The sequence below is a fragment of the Catenuloplanes sp. NPDC051500 genome (assembly GCF_044454585.1).
Taxonomy (GTDB): Bacteria; Actinomycetota; Actinomycetes; order Mycobacteriales; family Micromonosporaceae; genus Catenuloplanes.
Genome location: NZ_JBITDX010000004.1, coordinates 514,879 through 529,150, shown reverse-complemented (window position 1 = coordinate 529,150; position 14,272 = coordinate 514,879). Strand labels below are relative to the sequence as shown.

General features: G+C 64.5%; 18 protein-coding genes and 1 pseudogene. 9 read left to right on the top strand and 10 right to left on the bottom strand.

The genetic code is table 11. From position 1 onward, the window contains the following. The 3 genes and pseudogenes from ACIA8K_RS11700 to ACIA8K_RS11690 all read right to left on the bottom strand — a co-directional run. Positions 1-191, bottom strand: a pseudogene (locus ACIA8K_RS11700) (hypothetical protein); the annotation flags it as partial. Between the two features lie 72 nt (positions 192-263). Continuing rightward, on the bottom strand, positions 264-992 hold the full coding sequence (locus ACIA8K_RS11695) for a GntR family transcriptional regulator (protein ID WP_396057611.1): 729 nt from the start codon (positions 990-992) through the stop codon (positions 264-266). A 355-nt stretch (positions 993-1,347) separates the two neighbouring features. Next, positions 1,348-1,572: a hypothetical protein gene (locus ACIA8K_RS11690; protein WP_396057609.1), complete on the bottom strand. Its 225-nt coding sequence runs from the start codon at positions 1,570-1,572 to the stop codon at positions 1,348-1,350. 524 nt (positions 1,573-2,096) lie between these two features. Here ACIA8K_RS11690 and ACIA8K_RS11685 point away from each other — a divergent pair. Then, positions 2,097-2,864, top strand: coding sequence for a GntR family transcriptional regulator (locus tag ACIA8K_RS11685; protein WP_396057607.1), 768 nt, complete (start codon positions 2,097-2,099; stop codon positions 2,862-2,864). Between the two features lie 23 nt (positions 2,865-2,887). Next, positions 2,888-3,556 carry a YdcF family protein gene (locus ACIA8K_RS11680; protein WP_396057605.1) on the top strand — a complete coding sequence of 223 codons (669 nt, stop codon included), beginning with the start codon at positions 2,888-2,890 and terminating at the stop codon, positions 3,554-3,556. 73 nt (positions 3,557-3,629) lie between these two features. Here ACIA8K_RS11680 and ACIA8K_RS11675 read toward each other — a convergent pair whose 3' ends face one another. Continuing rightward, the gene (locus tag ACIA8K_RS11675; protein ID WP_396057603.1) at positions 3,630-3,878 is read right to left on the bottom strand and encodes a hypothetical protein; all 249 of its coding nucleotides are present in this window, start codon (positions 3,876-3,878) and stop codon (positions 3,630-3,632) included. 286 nt (positions 3,879-4,164) lie between these two features. Here ACIA8K_RS11675 and ACIA8K_RS11670 point away from each other — a divergent pair, with 286 nt between their 5' ends. The 4 genes from ACIA8K_RS11670 to ACIA8K_RS11655 are packed head-to-tail and all read left to right on the top strand — an operon-like array spanning position 4,165 to position 6,577. Beyond that, a complete protein-coding gene (locus tag ACIA8K_RS11670; RefSeq protein WP_396057601.1) occupies positions 4,165-5,004 on the top strand; it encodes a Scr1 family TA system antitoxin-like transcriptional regulator in 840 nt (279 codons plus the stop codon). Continuing rightward, entirely contained in the window at positions 4,992-5,171 is a 180-nt protein-coding gene (locus tag ACIA8K_RS11665; RefSeq protein ID WP_396057599.1) for a DUF397 domain-containing protein, read from the top strand. The genes ACIA8K_RS11670 and ACIA8K_RS11665 overlap by 13 nt, the downstream gene beginning before the upstream one ends. A gap of 24 nt (positions 5,172-5,195) precedes the next feature. After that, the gene (locus ACIA8K_RS11660; protein ID WP_396057597.1) at positions 5,196-5,663 is read left to right on the top strand and encodes an NUDIX domain-containing protein; all 468 of its coding nucleotides are present in this window, start codon (positions 5,196-5,198) and stop codon (positions 5,661-5,663) included. A gap of 44 nt (positions 5,664-5,707) precedes the next feature. Further along, a complete protein-coding gene (locus ACIA8K_RS11655; RefSeq protein WP_396057595.1) occupies positions 5,708-6,577 on the top strand; it encodes a hypothetical protein in 870 nt (289 codons plus the stop codon). A 284-nt stretch (positions 6,578-6,861) separates the two neighbouring features. Here the strand turns inward: ACIA8K_RS11655 and ACIA8K_RS11650 are convergent, their stop codons facing one another. Next, positions 6,862-8,004, bottom strand: a complete 1,143-nt coding sequence (locus ACIA8K_RS11650) for a hypothetical protein (RefSeq protein WP_396057593.1) — start codon at positions 8,002-8,004, stop codon at positions 6,862-6,864. Between the two features lie 307 nt (positions 8,005-8,311). Here ACIA8K_RS11650 and ACIA8K_RS11645 point away from each other — a divergent pair, with 307 nt between their 5' ends. Then, entirely contained in the window at positions 8,312-9,016 is a 705-nt protein-coding gene (locus tag ACIA8K_RS11645) for a hypothetical protein (RefSeq protein WP_396057591.1), read from the top strand. A 515-nt stretch (positions 9,017-9,531) separates the two neighbouring features. Here the strand turns inward: ACIA8K_RS11645 and ACIA8K_RS11640 are convergent. Both ACIA8K_RS11640 and ACIA8K_RS11635 read right to left on the bottom strand, forming a co-directional pair. Beyond that, positions 9,532-9,930 (bottom strand): type II toxin-antitoxin system VapC family toxin, encoded by a 399-nt coding sequence (locus ACIA8K_RS11640; protein WP_396057589.1) that lies wholly within the window; start codon positions 9,928-9,930, stop codon positions 9,532-9,534. Continuing rightward, a complete protein-coding gene (locus ACIA8K_RS11635; RefSeq protein WP_396057587.1) occupies positions 9,915-10,172 on the bottom strand; it encodes a type II toxin-antitoxin system Phd/YefM family antitoxin in 258 nt (85 codons plus the stop codon). Before ACIA8K_RS11635 ends, ACIA8K_RS11640 begins: the two co-directional genes overlap by 16 nt. A 154-nt stretch (positions 10,173-10,326) precedes the next feature. On the opposite strand from ACIA8K_RS11635, the gene ACIA8K_RS11630 reads away from it, so the two are divergent. Continuing rightward, positions 10,327-10,869, top strand: a complete 543-nt coding sequence (locus tag ACIA8K_RS11630; RefSeq protein ID WP_396057585.1) for a hypothetical protein — start codon at positions 10,327-10,329, stop codon at positions 10,867-10,869. Positions 10,870-11,083: 214 nt separating this feature from the next. On the opposite strand, the gene ACIA8K_RS11625 is transcribed toward ACIA8K_RS11630, so the two are convergent. Continuing rightward, positions 11,084-12,310, bottom strand: a complete 1,227-nt coding sequence (locus tag ACIA8K_RS11625; protein WP_396057583.1) for a hypothetical protein — start codon at positions 12,308-12,310, stop codon at positions 11,084-11,086. A 63-nt stretch (positions 12,311-12,373) separates the two neighbouring features. Then, positions 12,374-12,667, bottom strand: coding sequence for a hypothetical protein (locus ACIA8K_RS11620; protein ID WP_396057581.1), 294 nt, complete (start codon positions 12,665-12,667; stop codon positions 12,374-12,376). 91 nt (positions 12,668-12,758) lie between these two features. Here ACIA8K_RS11620 and ACIA8K_RS11615 point away from each other — a divergent pair, with 91 nt between their 5' ends. Then, complete coding sequence (locus ACIA8K_RS11615; RefSeq protein WP_396057579.1) at positions 12,759-13,307, top strand: flavoprotein; 549 nt, start codon at positions 12,759-12,761, stop codon at positions 13,305-13,307. Here the strand turns inward: ACIA8K_RS11615 and ACIA8K_RS11610 are convergent. Continuing rightward, a complete protein-coding gene (locus ACIA8K_RS11610; protein WP_396057577.1) occupies positions 13,294-14,178 on the bottom strand; it encodes a LysR family transcriptional regulator in 885 nt (294 codons plus the stop codon). The genes ACIA8K_RS11615 and ACIA8K_RS11610 overlap by 14 nt on opposite strands. Positions 14,179-14,272: the final 94 nt, after the last annotated feature.

The window sequence follows — 14,272 nt, the reverse complement described above, 5'->3', positions numbered from 1 at the left end:
CCCGCCAGCGCCCGGCTGAACGCGCTGGCCAGACCGGTCTTATCGGCCAGGTCGGCGAGAAGCCGGGCACCGGCGTGACCGACCACGCCCCGACCTTCGCCGGTGACCGTGATCTTCGGACGTGTTGCGGTAGTCTTCACCCAGCAAGTGCCTTCTGTGTTCGGAAATCTTGGACCCTCAGCAAGTCCTATTTTTCCAGATCAGAGGGCACTTCTGCGTTCCCGGCCCAGTCCGTGGACAGGCGCCTTAACGAAGGGCCGAGGCTAAGGGAGCGGGTATACATCCTCGATCTCGTGCCGAGATCCAGGCATGACCAAAATTGACGACAACAATGCGTCGCCAGATGATTGATACACAGTGATCACTGTACTGATCACAGACTCGTCAGCAGGGACGTCCAATGCTTCAGCCTCGACTGCGCTGACCCGGCGCGCCGTCAGCCGTTCGGCCACGTAGTCCCCACGGACACTCTTCGCTTTCGCGATGTGGTCGAGCAGGCTGCCGGTGATCGGAGCCGGCTTGGTAATGCTGGTCCCCACCGCGATGTCCACCGGCACGAACGTCGAGACCAGGTCGATCGGCCCGGACTCGGAAACGGTGCGGCGCCGGCGCTCGTAGACCGGCGTGCCCTCGGGGATGTTCAGCGAGGCCGCCACCCGCGGTGACGCCAGCACCGGTCCGACGTGCAGGACCTCCGTGGCGACGGTCTCATCCAGGTACAGCGTCTCGCGGGCGTACTGCGGCGAGATGCCGGTCGCGGACGGCCGGCCACGCACGAAGTGCCCCTTGCCCTGCTGCGACTCGATCCAGCCGTCCTGGCGCAGGATGCCGAGCGCCTTCAAGACGGTCGGGCGAGCGACCGCGAACTCCTTGGACAGCGTGTTCTCGGACGGCAGCGAGGTCCCCGGCGGATAGGCGCCGCTCTCGATGCGCTCACGGACCGTGTTCAGCACCCGCATGTACTTCGGCGTCGGCACCTCATACCCGGCCACGCACACCACCCAGACTCGACGCCACTACTTGTCAACACAAGACATTAGATGAGATAAGCATGACCAGGCAAGGCCGGTCACGCGTGAGGGCTCTCCGCGCTCGCACGCGCACCGAACCAGTCCGCGGCACCCCCGTTGCGACGCAGACCGACCAACTGCGGACGCGTCGCGCCGGGCCGACGCCCCGGCAACTGCTCGTATCGACGGAAGACCAGGAGCGCCGCCCGCTTCAGCGGGCACGGCCCCTCCAAGTCGCAGACCGGGCACCGGCCATCGTTGGCGAGGTCGGTGTGCCGGTCCAACTGTCGCTGCGCCGCCCGTAGCGCCGTTCGAGCCTCGGCAGTCAGATAAACCGTCATCGAGCGGCCTTTCTCGGAGATTGCGGCTTGAACCTCATGATCTGCAAGCCGCTACGGAGCACGAAGATCTCGCGCCGGACGGTCGCTTTGCCGGTCTCCGGGTCGAGGGCGTAGCCGGTGATCCAGGCCCACCCGTCGTAGGTCGCCCTGGCCGACACCGAGATCACCCGCAGGACCAGCGCGTTGGGACCGTTGAACTGCACCGATGCCCTGCGGTCCACGAACAGGACATCACCTGCCCGGGATCCATCGCTCCTCCACCGAAGTCAGAACGGCGAGGGCGCCGAAGCGGCAATATTTCTTGTTACACAGGTGCCAGCCAGGTGTCACAAGCCATGCCGAAGCCGCCTCGGCGCCTGGTCAGGACGCGGCAGTCCTCCCAGAGCCACCGCAGTCAAGGCAGGACTGACGAAACGAGGCGTCAGTCCGCCCGCAGGTGTAAGCCATGACGCGCATGGCCGACCGTCTGACCACGTACTTCCAGCCGTTGCCCCGGCACGAGACGCAGGCTGGACGCTCATCGGTCACGGCAGAGAGCGGATCGCCGGCATCCCCGTTCCGATCCGGGCACCGCTCGGTGATACCCGTCTCGATCTTGTTCGCCGACATCCGGCCTCCCCGCCGCCACCATTAGAGCTAGCTCTATTAGAGACAGTCAAGCCCAGAGGTGTCAATAGAGCTACCCCTAAACCCCAAAGTTGACCTGTGAGGTGCTAACTTCAGAGCGCTCAACCGAGGAGGAACCATGAGCACCGGCTACCGCGAACTGGCGGCCATCCTGCGGACCGCGATTCTGAACGGCGACTACGCCGAAGGCACCACGCTGCCCAAACAGGACGAGATCGCGACGCAGCACGGCGTCAACATCAAGACCGTCCGCCAAGCGGTACGCATCCTCGAAGCCGAAGGTCTCGTCACGCCGGTCCGCCGTCGCGGCACCGTGGTTCGCCCACGCCTGGCGATGAAGCGGCTCGGCGCCGACCGCTACGCGAAGAGCAAGTGGAAGGGCACCGGCCTGGTCGCGTTCGCCGCCGACCGCGAGGCCACCGGCCGCCCATGGAAACCCGGAGACCAGACGCAGACGGTACGACTCACGACCGCGGACGCCGACATCTCGGACGCGCTCGGCTTGGAGATCGGTGATCCCGTCTACGAGCGAGCGCGTCTGGTCAAGGAAGCGAACGTGCCAACGCACACGCTGACCAGCTACTACCGGCCCGAGGATGTCGAGGGCACGCCGCTGGTCGACGCGAAGGCCGGCCCCGCCGGCCGCGGTGGCGGTTTCGCGGTTCTGACGAGTCAGGGCTTGGAGCCGGACAACATGACGGAGACGATCCGTGCCCGGATGCCGGCGCCCGACGAGATCGACCAGCTCCAGCTACCCGGCGGCGAGCCGGTGATGATCCTGCACCGCATCACGTACACCGCCGAGGGTCGCTCGATCGAGTTCGCTCGCGGCGTCCATGCCGCGTCCCGGTTCGCCTGGACCTACCACTTCCAGATCCCCGACTGACCTTTCGCCGCGGAGGCCACGCCATGACGCACAGCCCTGCCGTCATCCCCGCCGAGCACCGCGAGGATGTCGAGACCTTATGGAACTACCACCAGATGGGCCACGAACTCCGCCCCACGGATGTCGGTATCGGCCTCGGCAGCCACGACCTGGGCGTAGCGATCGTCGGCACCGACCTCTACCACCGCGGCATGTACCCGATCCTGCTCTTCACCGGCGCGAACGCCCCGCCGACCGTCGAGGTCTTTCCGCGCGGCGAAGCCGTGCACTATCGCGAGTACGCCTTGGAGCACGGCGTGCCTGACGAGGCGATCCTGATCGAGACGAAGGCCAAGCACACCGCCGAGAACATCGTGCTCTCCCGCGAGCTGCTGGAGGAGCGGGGTTACAAGGACATCGAGACGATCACCTTGATGTCCCGCCCCTACCAACAGCGACGCGGCTATGCCATCTGCAAGAAGCTCTGGCCCGAGGTCGATGTCATTTGCGCCTCGAACCCCCTCCCCATCGACGACTACTTCACCTTCATCGGCAACCCAAAGAAGATCATCGACACGATGGTGGGCGACACCCAGCGCATCGACACGTGGGCCGAGGCCGGCTGGGCGATCCCCCAGCCGATGCCCGACGAGATCCGTGCCGCATACGAACGCTTGGTCTCGGCCGGCTTCACGAGCCGGCTCGTGTCCTAGAGCCTGCCGAACGACTCGACTGCGCCGAGCTGGCTCTCGTCAACCTTTCGCACTGGGGCTATTCACGTTGGATCTACGACTGTGAGATCCCCAGAGGCGCCGGGGGCGCTTCATCCGTCGCCAACGCCCGCGAGACGGAGTCGAGGAGCCCGGACAACTTCCACAGGTCGTGGCTCATCAGCATGAACTCCATCACCGGCTCCTCCGCGTCATCGATATACGCCTCGAACTCGACGAATGTAACTTCCGGCGCGAGCGTGCACTTGAGCAAGCAAACGCCGAGACGGGTGTCTAAGGCGTCTTTCAACTGCATGAACTGCATACGCGACCGATGCCACGGCCTATCCCCGCCGACCCAACATTCCTCCGGATCACACCAAGACGGGTGAAAGACGGTGGGATTTTGTTCCTCAGCAGCATCCGCAGACATGCGACTCCTTAGAGATGCAGGAGCAGGAGCACCCACTCCCAAACCAATCAGATCCGCGTCAACTGTTCCTTGCGATAGGCCCGAACGGAACCCCTATGACATCTCCACGCGAGCCGTCAGAAACGTCTACCGAGCAGGGGAACTCGATCAGTTATCTGCGGAATGAGTGCGGTGCGAAGTGACCGGCAACCGAGCGGGCGCTCCGCATCCGACGCTTGTATCGCTGGGTCGCGAGCTACGACTTGCGCGCGAATCTCACGGCTGGACTCAGCAAGACCTCGGCAGGGAGATTCATTTCTCGGACAGCCAGATCTCCGCCGTGGAGACCGGCCGCCGTCCGCCGAGCCCTGCCCTGGTTCACCGCGCCGACGCAACGCTCGGCACCGGAGGGCTCCTCAGCCGCCTCTTGGAGACCGCGCAGGCAACCGCCAGTCGCGAGGCCCTGCCCGAGTGGTTCCGCCCCTGGGCAGAGATCGAGCAAACCGCCACCGCACTCCGCTCCTACCAACCGCTGGTCCTCGACGGCCTGCTCCAGACACCCGCCTACGCCCGCGCGATGTTCCAGGCGGGCGACCCGACGGCCAGCGAAGACGCTCTCCAGCGTGCAGTGGACGCCCGGATCCACCGCCAACAGATCCTCAGCCGCCCCAACCCACCGCGGCTCATCACAATCCTCGAAGAGTCGATCCTCCACCGCCCGATCGGCGACGCCCCAGCGCTGATGCGCACTCAGCTCGATCATCTGGCTACAACCAGCCGCGCCGGCACCGCCGAGATCCACATCCTCCGCACCGAGGTAGGCGCGCACCGCGGCTTGGCCGGCGCCTTCGCCCTCGCCACAATTCCCGGCCACCCCGACGCCGCCTTCATCGACCCCCAGCTCCGCGGCCTGGTCATCGAGACCGCGACAGACGTTGATGCCATCCGGCACATCTGGGAGGGTCTTCTAGGAGAAGCCCTGCCCAAGCGTCAGTCCCTCAAGCTGATCCAGGAGGCCACCCACTCATGGACAACCTGATCTGGAAAAAATCCACCCGCAGCAGCCCCAACGGCGGCCACTGCATCGAGATCGCCTCGAAGTCAGCCGATCAAATTCTAGTGAGAGACAGCAAATCCAACGCCGGGCCAGTCCTCAGACTTAGCGCTGCGTCATGGCGTACATTCATACAGAAATTCTGCAGATAGCTTGTGGGCAAAATCGGGGCATACATGAGCAAAACCGACTTCTTAAATGACCCCAATGCCCCTAAACCGAATTCACTCGTCATTGCCGTTGGTGCTGTTGTCCGGAACGACAAGCATCAGTTGCTGCTGGTGCAACGCGCAGACAATGGATTCTGGGCGCTACCGGGCGGCGCCCAGGACCATGGCGAGTCGGTAACTCAGGCAGTCGTCCGCGAGGTTGAGGAGGAAACTGGCATCATAGTCGAGGTGTCCGGAGTTTCTGGCATCTACTCCGATCCTGGACACGTCATCGCGTACGACAATGGCGAGGTCCGACAGGAATTTTCCATATGCTTCCACGCCGAGCCAGTTGGGGGCACGATCCGCACGAGCGATGAGACCACATCCGTTAGGTGGATTCGACCAGACATGATCGATGCTCTCGTCGTGCATCCGTCAATGCTGCTCCGGATCCGACACGGACTCTCAAGCAGGAGGCCCCACATCGGCTAAACACCGCAGGAATAGAGGTCGAACCAGTCAGGTATCGTCCTACCATGCCCTTTGATGCCCATGTCTTAAAGATCTTGATTGCATCGCCCGGCGACACGAAGGCCGAGCGAAAGGCAGTCACTGACGCACTCCACGGTTGGAACTCGGCGAGAGCAGAGCGCGAAGAAATCGTTCTACTCCCAAAGAAGTGGGAGTCGGATGCGGTCCCGCGTCTCGGGGGAAGCGCCCAGGGTGTCATCAACGAACAGTTAGTCGACAAAGCTGACATCGTTATCGCCCTATTTGACTCTAGAATCGGCATGGCAACGTCAGCTGCAGTGTCAGGCACCGCCGAAGAAATTGAGCGGGCACACGCCGCCGGCAAACCAGTCCACGTCTACTTCTCCGATGAGCCCATCCCTCGGGACGCAGACCTAACTCAGGTAGCAGCGTTACGAGAGTTTAAAGACAAGCTTTCCAGCCTTGGTCTTTTGGGCACATACGCAAGTCCGGAAGATCTCGGATTCCAAGCAAGGCTGGCAATTGAGAGCGATCTCGACTTTCTCAATCTAGGGGCCGTTACAAAAAGAACACGAGGTCAAGAGCATGCATTACTTCGAGCCAAGTACACAAGCGATCGAGAACAATATACGGACTCGAAGGGAAAAATTAAGTACCGCACCACCAACGAGCGGCTATTAATCACTAATACCGGCGGCGCCGTTGCTGAAGGCGTTTCGGTCGCGCTACGCCCGCTCAACGAAGGCGAAGAGGTTCCAGCTATCCATACTAGCGGGACACCCAACATCATTCCTCATTCGGACTTCTCTTGGTTACTGCTCACGCACATGGGCACAGCCCAAACCTTCGAGGCTGTCATGTCCTGGAACGAAAACGGTGTCAACTTCTCCGAAAGGCAACACGTCACCCAATAACCATTGCTTCAACATCCGATCGGCCGGGCGGCAATAACCTTAGGTCATGATCGTAGGCGTCGCCCGGCATCGAAATTCTCGCCAATAAGCCGCATCGCTACACAATTCACCAACAGCTCACATCGATCAGCCAAATTTAGTTGACCACGGCATCCAATGGTGGCCCTATCACCCCCTGCCCGAATTTCAAATTTCCGAACCCATCACTTCGAACAGAGGCATGGAGTGAGCTTTCCGCACGTCCCATGCATGAGCCGAGTCGGTCCATGGTCGAAGCAAGGCAATCATGCCGCCTTCTCGGACGAGTTCTCGACGTCAGCGGCAATTGTCTTCACTAGGTCACTCATGGCACTATCCCTCGCTTCATCCGACAAGTTCGCACATACACTGTTCGCCAGTAGGTATTTCTGCATACGCTCAAGCCGAGCATGGAAAGCATTTAACTGGCTCGAAGTTCGCGAATAAAGCCAAAAGTTCAGCCCGGCGATAACTTGCACCACACTTCCGCTGATAACGCTGACGACCGCCGCCTGAAACTGCGCTTGCGCCACGACGATAGCAACTGCAGCAAAAAAGAAGAACGTACCGAGAGATGCCGCAATAACTGCGGCACCAAAACTTCTCTTCGCTTGAAGCAACACATTCTCATAGTATGCGTTACTCAGAGAGAACTGCGCCGCCGCAACTTCTTGGATATTTTTTGGATCAGTCCGAGCGACCTCATCGATCGCAGCGCCGGTTCCTTCGAAATCCTCGACAACCCCTACGTCTTGGATCAAGATTCCAGGATGCCCCGTCGAGGCAAGCGCTCTAACGAACTCTCGACTCTCTGCAATTCTAGATGCAGGGAAGATGGATAGACGGCGCGGTGTCTGTCGCCCAACCAAGTATCCCAAGAATAGCCCTTGACTAAAAACAGGAGATCCGCCCGACTGCGTCCAAGAGGGAACCGAGGCATCGGAAGATGGGATATCCGGGTCGGATACCTTAAAAATTAGCCCTCCCGCATAATTCTCGGTAGGCAGGGAGATTGTGCCGTATACAGTATCGATATATGGGCTATTCTCCCCCATGACAGGATGAGGAAATCCGAGAATTTTACACTTATGAAGCCCAATCCCACGAATCCGACCCCACTCCACCGGATCGTTCGGGAGAGGCAGATTAACATCTGCTCGCAAAAGGGCGGGGCCTTCCCCATTCTGCTTATCCCGCCAGATAACTCGGGATAGTATCGTTTCGCCATCTCCATCAATGAGTGGCACTTCCATCGCATTGTCACCATCTGGCGACTTGCTAGAAACCGCGAAGCTCGGCACTAAATAATAGCCTCCACCAATTCCTTGCCCTAGTCCACCGATTCGCCCTCTTCCGCCTTTCCGAGCAACCATGACTGGCCCATATTCCGCGAGCAACTCGACCACCACCGATCTCTCCACATATTTCCCGGTCGCCGGAATCTCGGCCCAACGCCTTCCGTCCTGCCCAGAGCATCTGGTTACAAGGGATCGACCATACGAGATTTTCACGGACTGGACCGCTACGACACGAGATCCGACGTACCCGCGAGTTACATGACCCCTTCAAACCCTCTGCCGAGTTGTTCTCTTCTGGATCAAGGCGCCGCGCTCGCGCGGCGCAGCGCCGCCACGGCCTGCTGGCGGCCTGCGGCCGGCATCGGCCGTGGCGGCGCGTCGTGGCTCGTCGTCAGCCTGATCCCAGGAGACTTGCAGCATGTCAGTGACGACCAACGTGGTGGACTGGTTGGGACAGCTCGACTACGGCACAGTGCCCGCTTGGCTCGGTGCGTTGTCCTTGCTGCTCGCATACCGGATCTTCCATCGAGATCGGATAAGCAGTGACCGGGCTCAGGTCGATCTAGTCGGCTTCTGGGCCGTGCCATCGTGGGATCGCCGCAGCCCCATGGATGCCATGGTTGAGACGTGCGAGATCGAGCGATTCGTTCGCAACGGAAGTCAACTCCCCGTTGACGTACACCAGGTCGCTTTCGACGTGCGCACCCAGTGGTGCGTACGAGATCTTGAACAGTGGTCCGACGACTTTCCGGTCTGGGAGATCAAGGAAGGTACGGACCTCCTGCGCTACTTCCAAGGTCTAGTTCGCGTGCCACCCGAGGAAACGTATGAATTGGGAGCCCAGCCCATCAACGTTGCTCATCTCGCGCCAGCTCATGCGGGCCAACTCGATCCCTTGATTGGCCTCAGCTACGAGGTGCGCTGGATGTTGATCTCGGATAACGCAGGTCGGCGGTGGGAGGTACGGCCCGGACGATCAACCAGGCGTATCCGCTGGTTCAGTCGGAGGCGGGCCGGCTACCCGGCTAACTGGCACAACCCGTACTCCGTCGTTCTGAGGACCACCAGAGCATGGACCAGCACTCAAGTAGGCCGGATCAAGATGGGCAAAGCCACCGGGTAGACACGGTCCCGACGATCGCTGTGGGTGGCTGGGATTCGTCGTGGCGTCCGGCGATCGGCTGCCGCGCCGCTACGCGGCTTGCCACCGGTCTCCTTGGGTCGCCGGCCGTGCGGGAGGCCGGCGCCACGGCAAGCCGCCCCGGACCGCGTACGGTCCGGGGCGAGAAGCCGCCTCGCGGCGCCGGAGCGCCGCACGGCGGAGATCAAACGGGCGTGCCACTAACTCAGGCCGCAGGCGGCTTCGGACGGTCATGATCGGGCGGTACGCCAGGCTCGCTCACCAGGCAAAATGGGACGATCATGGCGGGGCGGCGAGATCTTCCAAACTGATTACGCGGGTTCGATTCCCGTCGTCCGCTCCACTTGGGGTCAGCCTGTCAGCGGAGAGCGCTGACCTGGGCGTTCCGCGCATAATTCCTGGGGGCCGAGCCCCCAGACCCCCACGGTGTTGCTCACTCACTTTCCGGCCTGGTTGATCTTGCGGGCCAGCCGTGGGCCAGCGCCCACTGTGCCGTCCTACGGCTGAGCGGCCAGAACGCTGGGCAGGTCTCCGAACCGGGCTTGGGCGTCGGAGGTGATGACGGTACGTCCGGTCTCCGATGCGTGAGCGGCGATAATCAAGTCGTGCGCACCACGTGGCGTACCGCTGCGTCGTACGTGTGCGATGAGACGGGCATGATGGGCGGCTGTCGCCTCCGTGTATTCGAGCACGTCGACGGACGAGACGATCGCCGCTAACGCCCGCGCCCGGTCGGCTGCTCGTGCAGCGGTGTCGGCAAGCTCGATTCCAACGCGATATTCGGCGATGGTGACCGCGGCGACCGCGAGTTCGTCGTCATCGAAGGCGGCACGGTCGATCTTCCCGCGCTCGTAGGCGATGAGGACGTTGGTGTCGAGGATCAGGCGTCGGCCCACGGGTCTGTCCTATCACTGCTGACGTAGGTCAAGGCCTCGGCGACGTCACGCTCGAACTCGTCATCGGGCGGTGAGACCTCGGACAGCGCGGCACGGAGGTCGCGGCCGGTTCGCCGGGGCGCCGGCCGAATTTCGGCGATGGGGCGGCTTCCGCGCGTCACGGTAACGGTCTCACCGCGCTCGATCGCGTCGAGCAGATCGGAGAACCGTCGCGACGCCTCGGTAGCGGAGATAGTTCGCATGTCACGACCATATCTGATTATCAGATTCAGAATAAGGGTCTCGCCACTATCGGGCGGGCGCCTCACAGGAAGGCGCCCCCACAGCGCGGCACCAGATGCTGATGTCGCACATCGAGGGTGACTTGTCGGAGCTGAGTGCTTCTAGCGTCTTCGCATGGTTTCTCCCGATGATGCGTATGCCGTTCCCGGGCTTGATGCGGACGAGATGCTGGCGCTGGAGCGGTATCACCGATCGATCGGCCGGCTGTCCGTCGCGTTCGATGAGCGGCCCGCTGTGTTGCACAACCGGAGTCTGATCGGGCGGCTTTCCGGTAGGCCGCAGCCGGTCGAGACGGTGATGTGGGGGCCGTTGATGGATCGGGACATCGCCGTGGCGATCGAGTGTGAGCAGGGGCGGGAGGCCGTCGGCGCCGGTGCGGTGGAGCGCTTTGCGGAGAAGCTTGTGGACATCGCGGCTGACTGCGGGATCCTCTACGCGGTGTCCGGGTTCACGATGAGCGCCCGGCTTCGCGCTGCGGGGATGCGGCGGCCGCCGGTCATGGTGATCGCACTGAACCGGCCGGGCCGCACTGGGGATCCGGTCATCCCCGGTCAGCGCCGGCCGGAGCAGGAGTTCCTGCCGCCGCATGATGCGGAGGAGGTCACCGAGATGGATTTCCTGCTCTTCCTCTGGCTGCGACCCGGCGAATCTCCCTGAAAGGCCCGCGGGTCTCACTGAGAGACCCGCGAACCTCACTGAGCGACCCGCGAACCTCACTGAGAGGCCCACGGATCCGGACGTGACGGACAAAGAGGGTGGCATCGGGGGGTGGAATCGGTCGTAGCGTCGGTGGATGCGACTCAATGCGTGGCGATATGACCAGCCGGGCGAGCCTATTCCCAGCCCGCGACCGCCGGTGGACTGACGCCGGTCACGCCGTCGGTGCCGGCAGGCCGAGCCGTCGCCGCTGTCCCGGCACGTTCGCCAGCAGGTCAGCCTGTGCGCCCATCGGATCCTCGGCCAATCGCCGCCGCCAGTGGTCGGCCTCCGCGGCGAGCCCGCTCAGCCGCGCCGGGCCCAGGCCTGCCGGCCGTGTCTGGTCGTACAGCCGTGGCACCACCATGCCCGTGATCGCGTCGAGCGACTCGAGCGCGTCGTCGAAGCGTTCCAGCACGATCTCGGTCAGCGCCTGGGCGTGCAGGCGGTAGGGATCCGAGGATCCGGCTCGGCAGTACTCGACGTATCCGGACAGCGTCCCGTGCGCGGCGAAGTGTGGGAGCGCCCGTGCGCGGATCGCCTCGGCCAGGTGGTGCATGGCGGGCTCGGCCTGCTCGCGGGTGGCGAGGCCGGTGCGGGGCAGCCGCAGGTCGAGCGCGTCGTGGACGCGCCAGCCGGGGTGGCCGGACGGCAGGTAGAGCGGGTGCAGCACGGCCTGGCCCTGGACGATCGCGCGGACTATCAGGCCGACCGGGTCGGCGACCAACTCCTCGTCGAAGACGTGCCAGCGGCCGGGCAGCGACGGCAGCGCGTATCTGACCACGGCCTCGCGCCAGACCGGGCCGGGCCGGAGCTTGATCGGGCGGCCGCCGGTGGTCGCGGTCCAGGCGATCGCGAGCGCGTCCAGCCAGGGCTCGAACGGGCCGCCGGTCTCGCCGAGCAGGCGGGCCGGCATCCGGGTGCGCCGCTGCGCACGTTTCAGATCATCCGGGGGTACGCCGTAGAGGTCGGCGAGCGCGGCCACGGATTCGGGCCCGGTCAGCACGCGCCCACGGCCCCACGACCGGCCGGGCGCGACGGCCGCGGGCACGTCGAGCAGCAGCGGTGGTGTGGCGGAGCCGGCGCCGAACGGATGGATCCGCACGTGTTGCACCCGCGTGACGGGTGTGGTGCGGCCGTCGAGCACGATCTGCTCCGCGCCGTCCTCGTCGTAGTCGTGGGCGAGGAACGCCCGTACCGCGTGCTCCGAACTCTGCAGCAGCGTGACGATCAGGTGGCCGAGCGCGGGGCCGGCGTCACCCGTGGACAGCTCGATCCGCTGCCAGCCGCCGTCCAGCGGTACGACGCGGGCGTAGAGGACGCCGGGGCCGTCCGCGCGGAGCACGTCCAGCACGGCGTCGACGTCCGCGCCCGGCCTGAGGTCGACCCAGGCCGCCCCCATGTAAGTCGGCATCCTCGTGCGGTTCCCGTTCAGTTCGGCAGGAACTGCATGGTAGACGGGTGGTCAATCGCCCTTCCGGCGGCCACGCAGCCACATGACGCCACCGGCGGCCGCGGCCACCACGATCAGGCCGAGCTTGAGGCCGGTCTTGCCGATCAGCAGGACGCCGGTGCCGCGCAGCAGGCTTCCGAACCAGTACTCGCCGCTGAGGAACCGGTCCCAGCCCGGGTCGGCGCCGGCGATCAGCCAGCCGGCCCAGATGAGTCCCACCGCGACCACGCCGGTCACCACCGCGCCCGCGATCAGCGTCCTGCGTCCGGTCACCGTCGCCACCGCCGTCACCTCGTTCGTCGTCATGCGATCGAATCTATGGCTGGATCGTCCGCGATGAATCGCCCGTGAGGCGGGGCCCGGTCTCTATCGGAGGGTAGAGAGGTACGGTGCGGCCATGACCGGGAACGTGACTGTGATCGTCTGCGGGGCGCCGCTCGCCACGCGTACCCCCGATCTGTTGAGGGCTCTCGCCGTTGAGGGCTGGACGTCGATCGTGATCGGCACGCCGGCCGCGCGCGCCTGGCTGGACCCGGACGCGGTGCGGACCGTGCTCGGTGCGCCGCCGCAGTTCGACTTCCGGGCGCCGGGTGAGCCGAAGCAGGGTGGCCCGCCGGACGCGGTGGTGGTCTGCCCGGCCACGTTCAACACGCTCAACAAGGCGGCGTCCGGTGCCGCGGACACGTATGCGCTGGCCCGGCTCTGTGAGGCGCTCGGCGAGGGCGTGCCGGTGGTGGCGGTGCCGACCGTGAACGAGAAGCTGTGGGGCCATCCCGCGTGGCGGCGGAACCTGGCGCTGCTCGAGTCCGCCGGAACCGTGCTGCTTGACGCGCACACCGGCCGCCCCGGTGCCCGCCCGATCGCGGCGGAGCTGGGCGGCGACCCGGGCGCGATCTTCGAGCCGTCGTGGGTGACGAAGGCGCTGCGGTCGTTCAGCCGGTCGTGACGTAGTCGCTCGCGAGCTGCAGGAACCGGCGCGTCGCCGCGTTCGGCCGGCGGCGGGTGGCGGTCGCCAGCGCAAGCGTCCACCACAGCTCCGGCCCGTCGATCGGCAGGCTTTTAACCCCACGATCATCCAGGGGTACGGAGAAGACCGGCATGATCGAGACGCCGAGCCCGTGCCGCACGTACTCGGGTGCGGTGCCGATCTCGACCACCTCGAGCGCGACCCGTCGTTGCAGGCCGGCCGCGGCATAGGCCCGGTCGACCACCACGCGGTTGCCGAAGCCTGCGGGCGAGTCGATGAACGGGTGCTCCGCAAGCCGCTCGAGCGTGACCGATTGTCCGGGATATCCGGCCGGAACGATGGCGACCATCCGTACCCGTGCCAAGGTGTTGACGGAGAGACCGGTGTGCGGCCGGTCGATGTCGGAGAGGAACGCCAGGTCGAATTCGCCGTCAAGCAGTGACTGGGCCAGGCCCGCCGACCCGCTCGGTGCGGCCCGCATGCGCACTGTCACGTCCGGGTGGTCCGCCGCGAACCGTCCCAGCAGCCCGGGGAGGTCAAGGATCGTGACCGACGTCATCGCCCCCACGGTGACGGTCCCGCGCAGCCCGCCGCGCACCTGCCCGACCGCGTCCCGGGCGCCCTGCGCCGCGTCGAGCGTCGCACGCGCCTCCGGCAGCAGCGCGAGGCCCGCGTCCGTAAGCGCGATCCGTTGCGGCCCGCGCTCGAACAGGTCGGCCTTGAGGTGCTGCTCGAGCGCGCGGATCGTCGCGGACACGCCCGACTGGACGACGTGCAGACGCGCGGCCGCCCGGGTGAAGCTCAGCTCCTCCGCGACGGCCACGAAGTATTCAAGGTGTCGCAACTCCATCACCGTTGATGATAGAGGTCAGCAGGAACGATCGTTGGCGGAGATGGGCTCGTGAGCGGAAGCTGTGGAGGCGTACCACCCGTTCTTCCTGAGG

Bases quoted from the DNA above. Each gene is read 5' to 3' on its own strand.
- ACIA8K_RS11620 (WP_396057581.1), bottom strand. From the start codon at position 12,667: ATGACGACGAACGAGGTGACGGCGGTGGCGACGGTGACCGGACGCAGG.
- ACIA8K_RS11660 (WP_396057597.1), top strand. From the start codon at position 5,196: ATGAGCAAAACCGACTTCTTAAATGACCCCAATGCCCCTAAACCGAAT.
- ACIA8K_RS11680 (WP_396057605.1), top strand. From the start codon at position 2,888: ATGACGCACAGCCCTGCCGTCATCCCCGCCGAGCACCGCGAGGATGTC.
- ACIA8K_RS11665 (WP_396057599.1), top strand. From the start codon at position 4,992: ATGGACAACCTGATCTGGAAAAAATCCACCCGCAGCAGCCCCAACGGC.
- ACIA8K_RS11675 (WP_396057603.1), bottom strand. From the start codon at position 3,878: ATGCAGTTCATGCAGTTGAAAGACGCCTTAGACACCCGTCTCGGCGTT.
- ACIA8K_RS11685 (WP_396057607.1), top strand. From the start codon at position 2,097: ATGAGCACCGGCTACCGCGAACTGGCGGCCATCCTGCGGACCGCGATT.
- ACIA8K_RS11615 (WP_396057579.1), top strand. From the start codon at position 12,759: ATGACCGGGAACGTGACTGTGATCGTCTGCGGGGCGCCGCTCGCCACG.
- ACIA8K_RS11630 (WP_396057585.1), top strand. From the start codon at position 10,327: ATGGTTTCTCCCGATGATGCGTATGCCGTTCCCGGGCTTGATGCGGAC.
- ACIA8K_RS11645 (WP_396057591.1), top strand. From the start codon at position 8,312: ATGTCAGTGACGACCAACGTGGTGGACTGGTTGGGACAGCTCGACTAC.
- ACIA8K_RS11610 (WP_396057577.1), bottom strand. From the start codon at position 14,178: ATGGAGTTGCGACACCTTGAATACTTCGTGGCCGTCGCGGAGGAGCTG.
- ACIA8K_RS11655 (WP_396057595.1), top strand. From the start codon at position 5,708: ATGCCCTTTGATGCCCATGTCTTAAAGATCTTGATTGCATCGCCCGGC.
- ACIA8K_RS11625 (WP_396057583.1), bottom strand. From the start codon at position 12,310: ATGGGGGCGGCCTGGGTCGACCTCAGGCCGGGCGCGGACGTCGACGCC.
- ACIA8K_RS11635 (WP_396057587.1), bottom strand. From the start codon at position 10,172: ATGCGAACTATCTCCGCTACCGAGGCGTCGCGACGGTTCTCCGATCTG.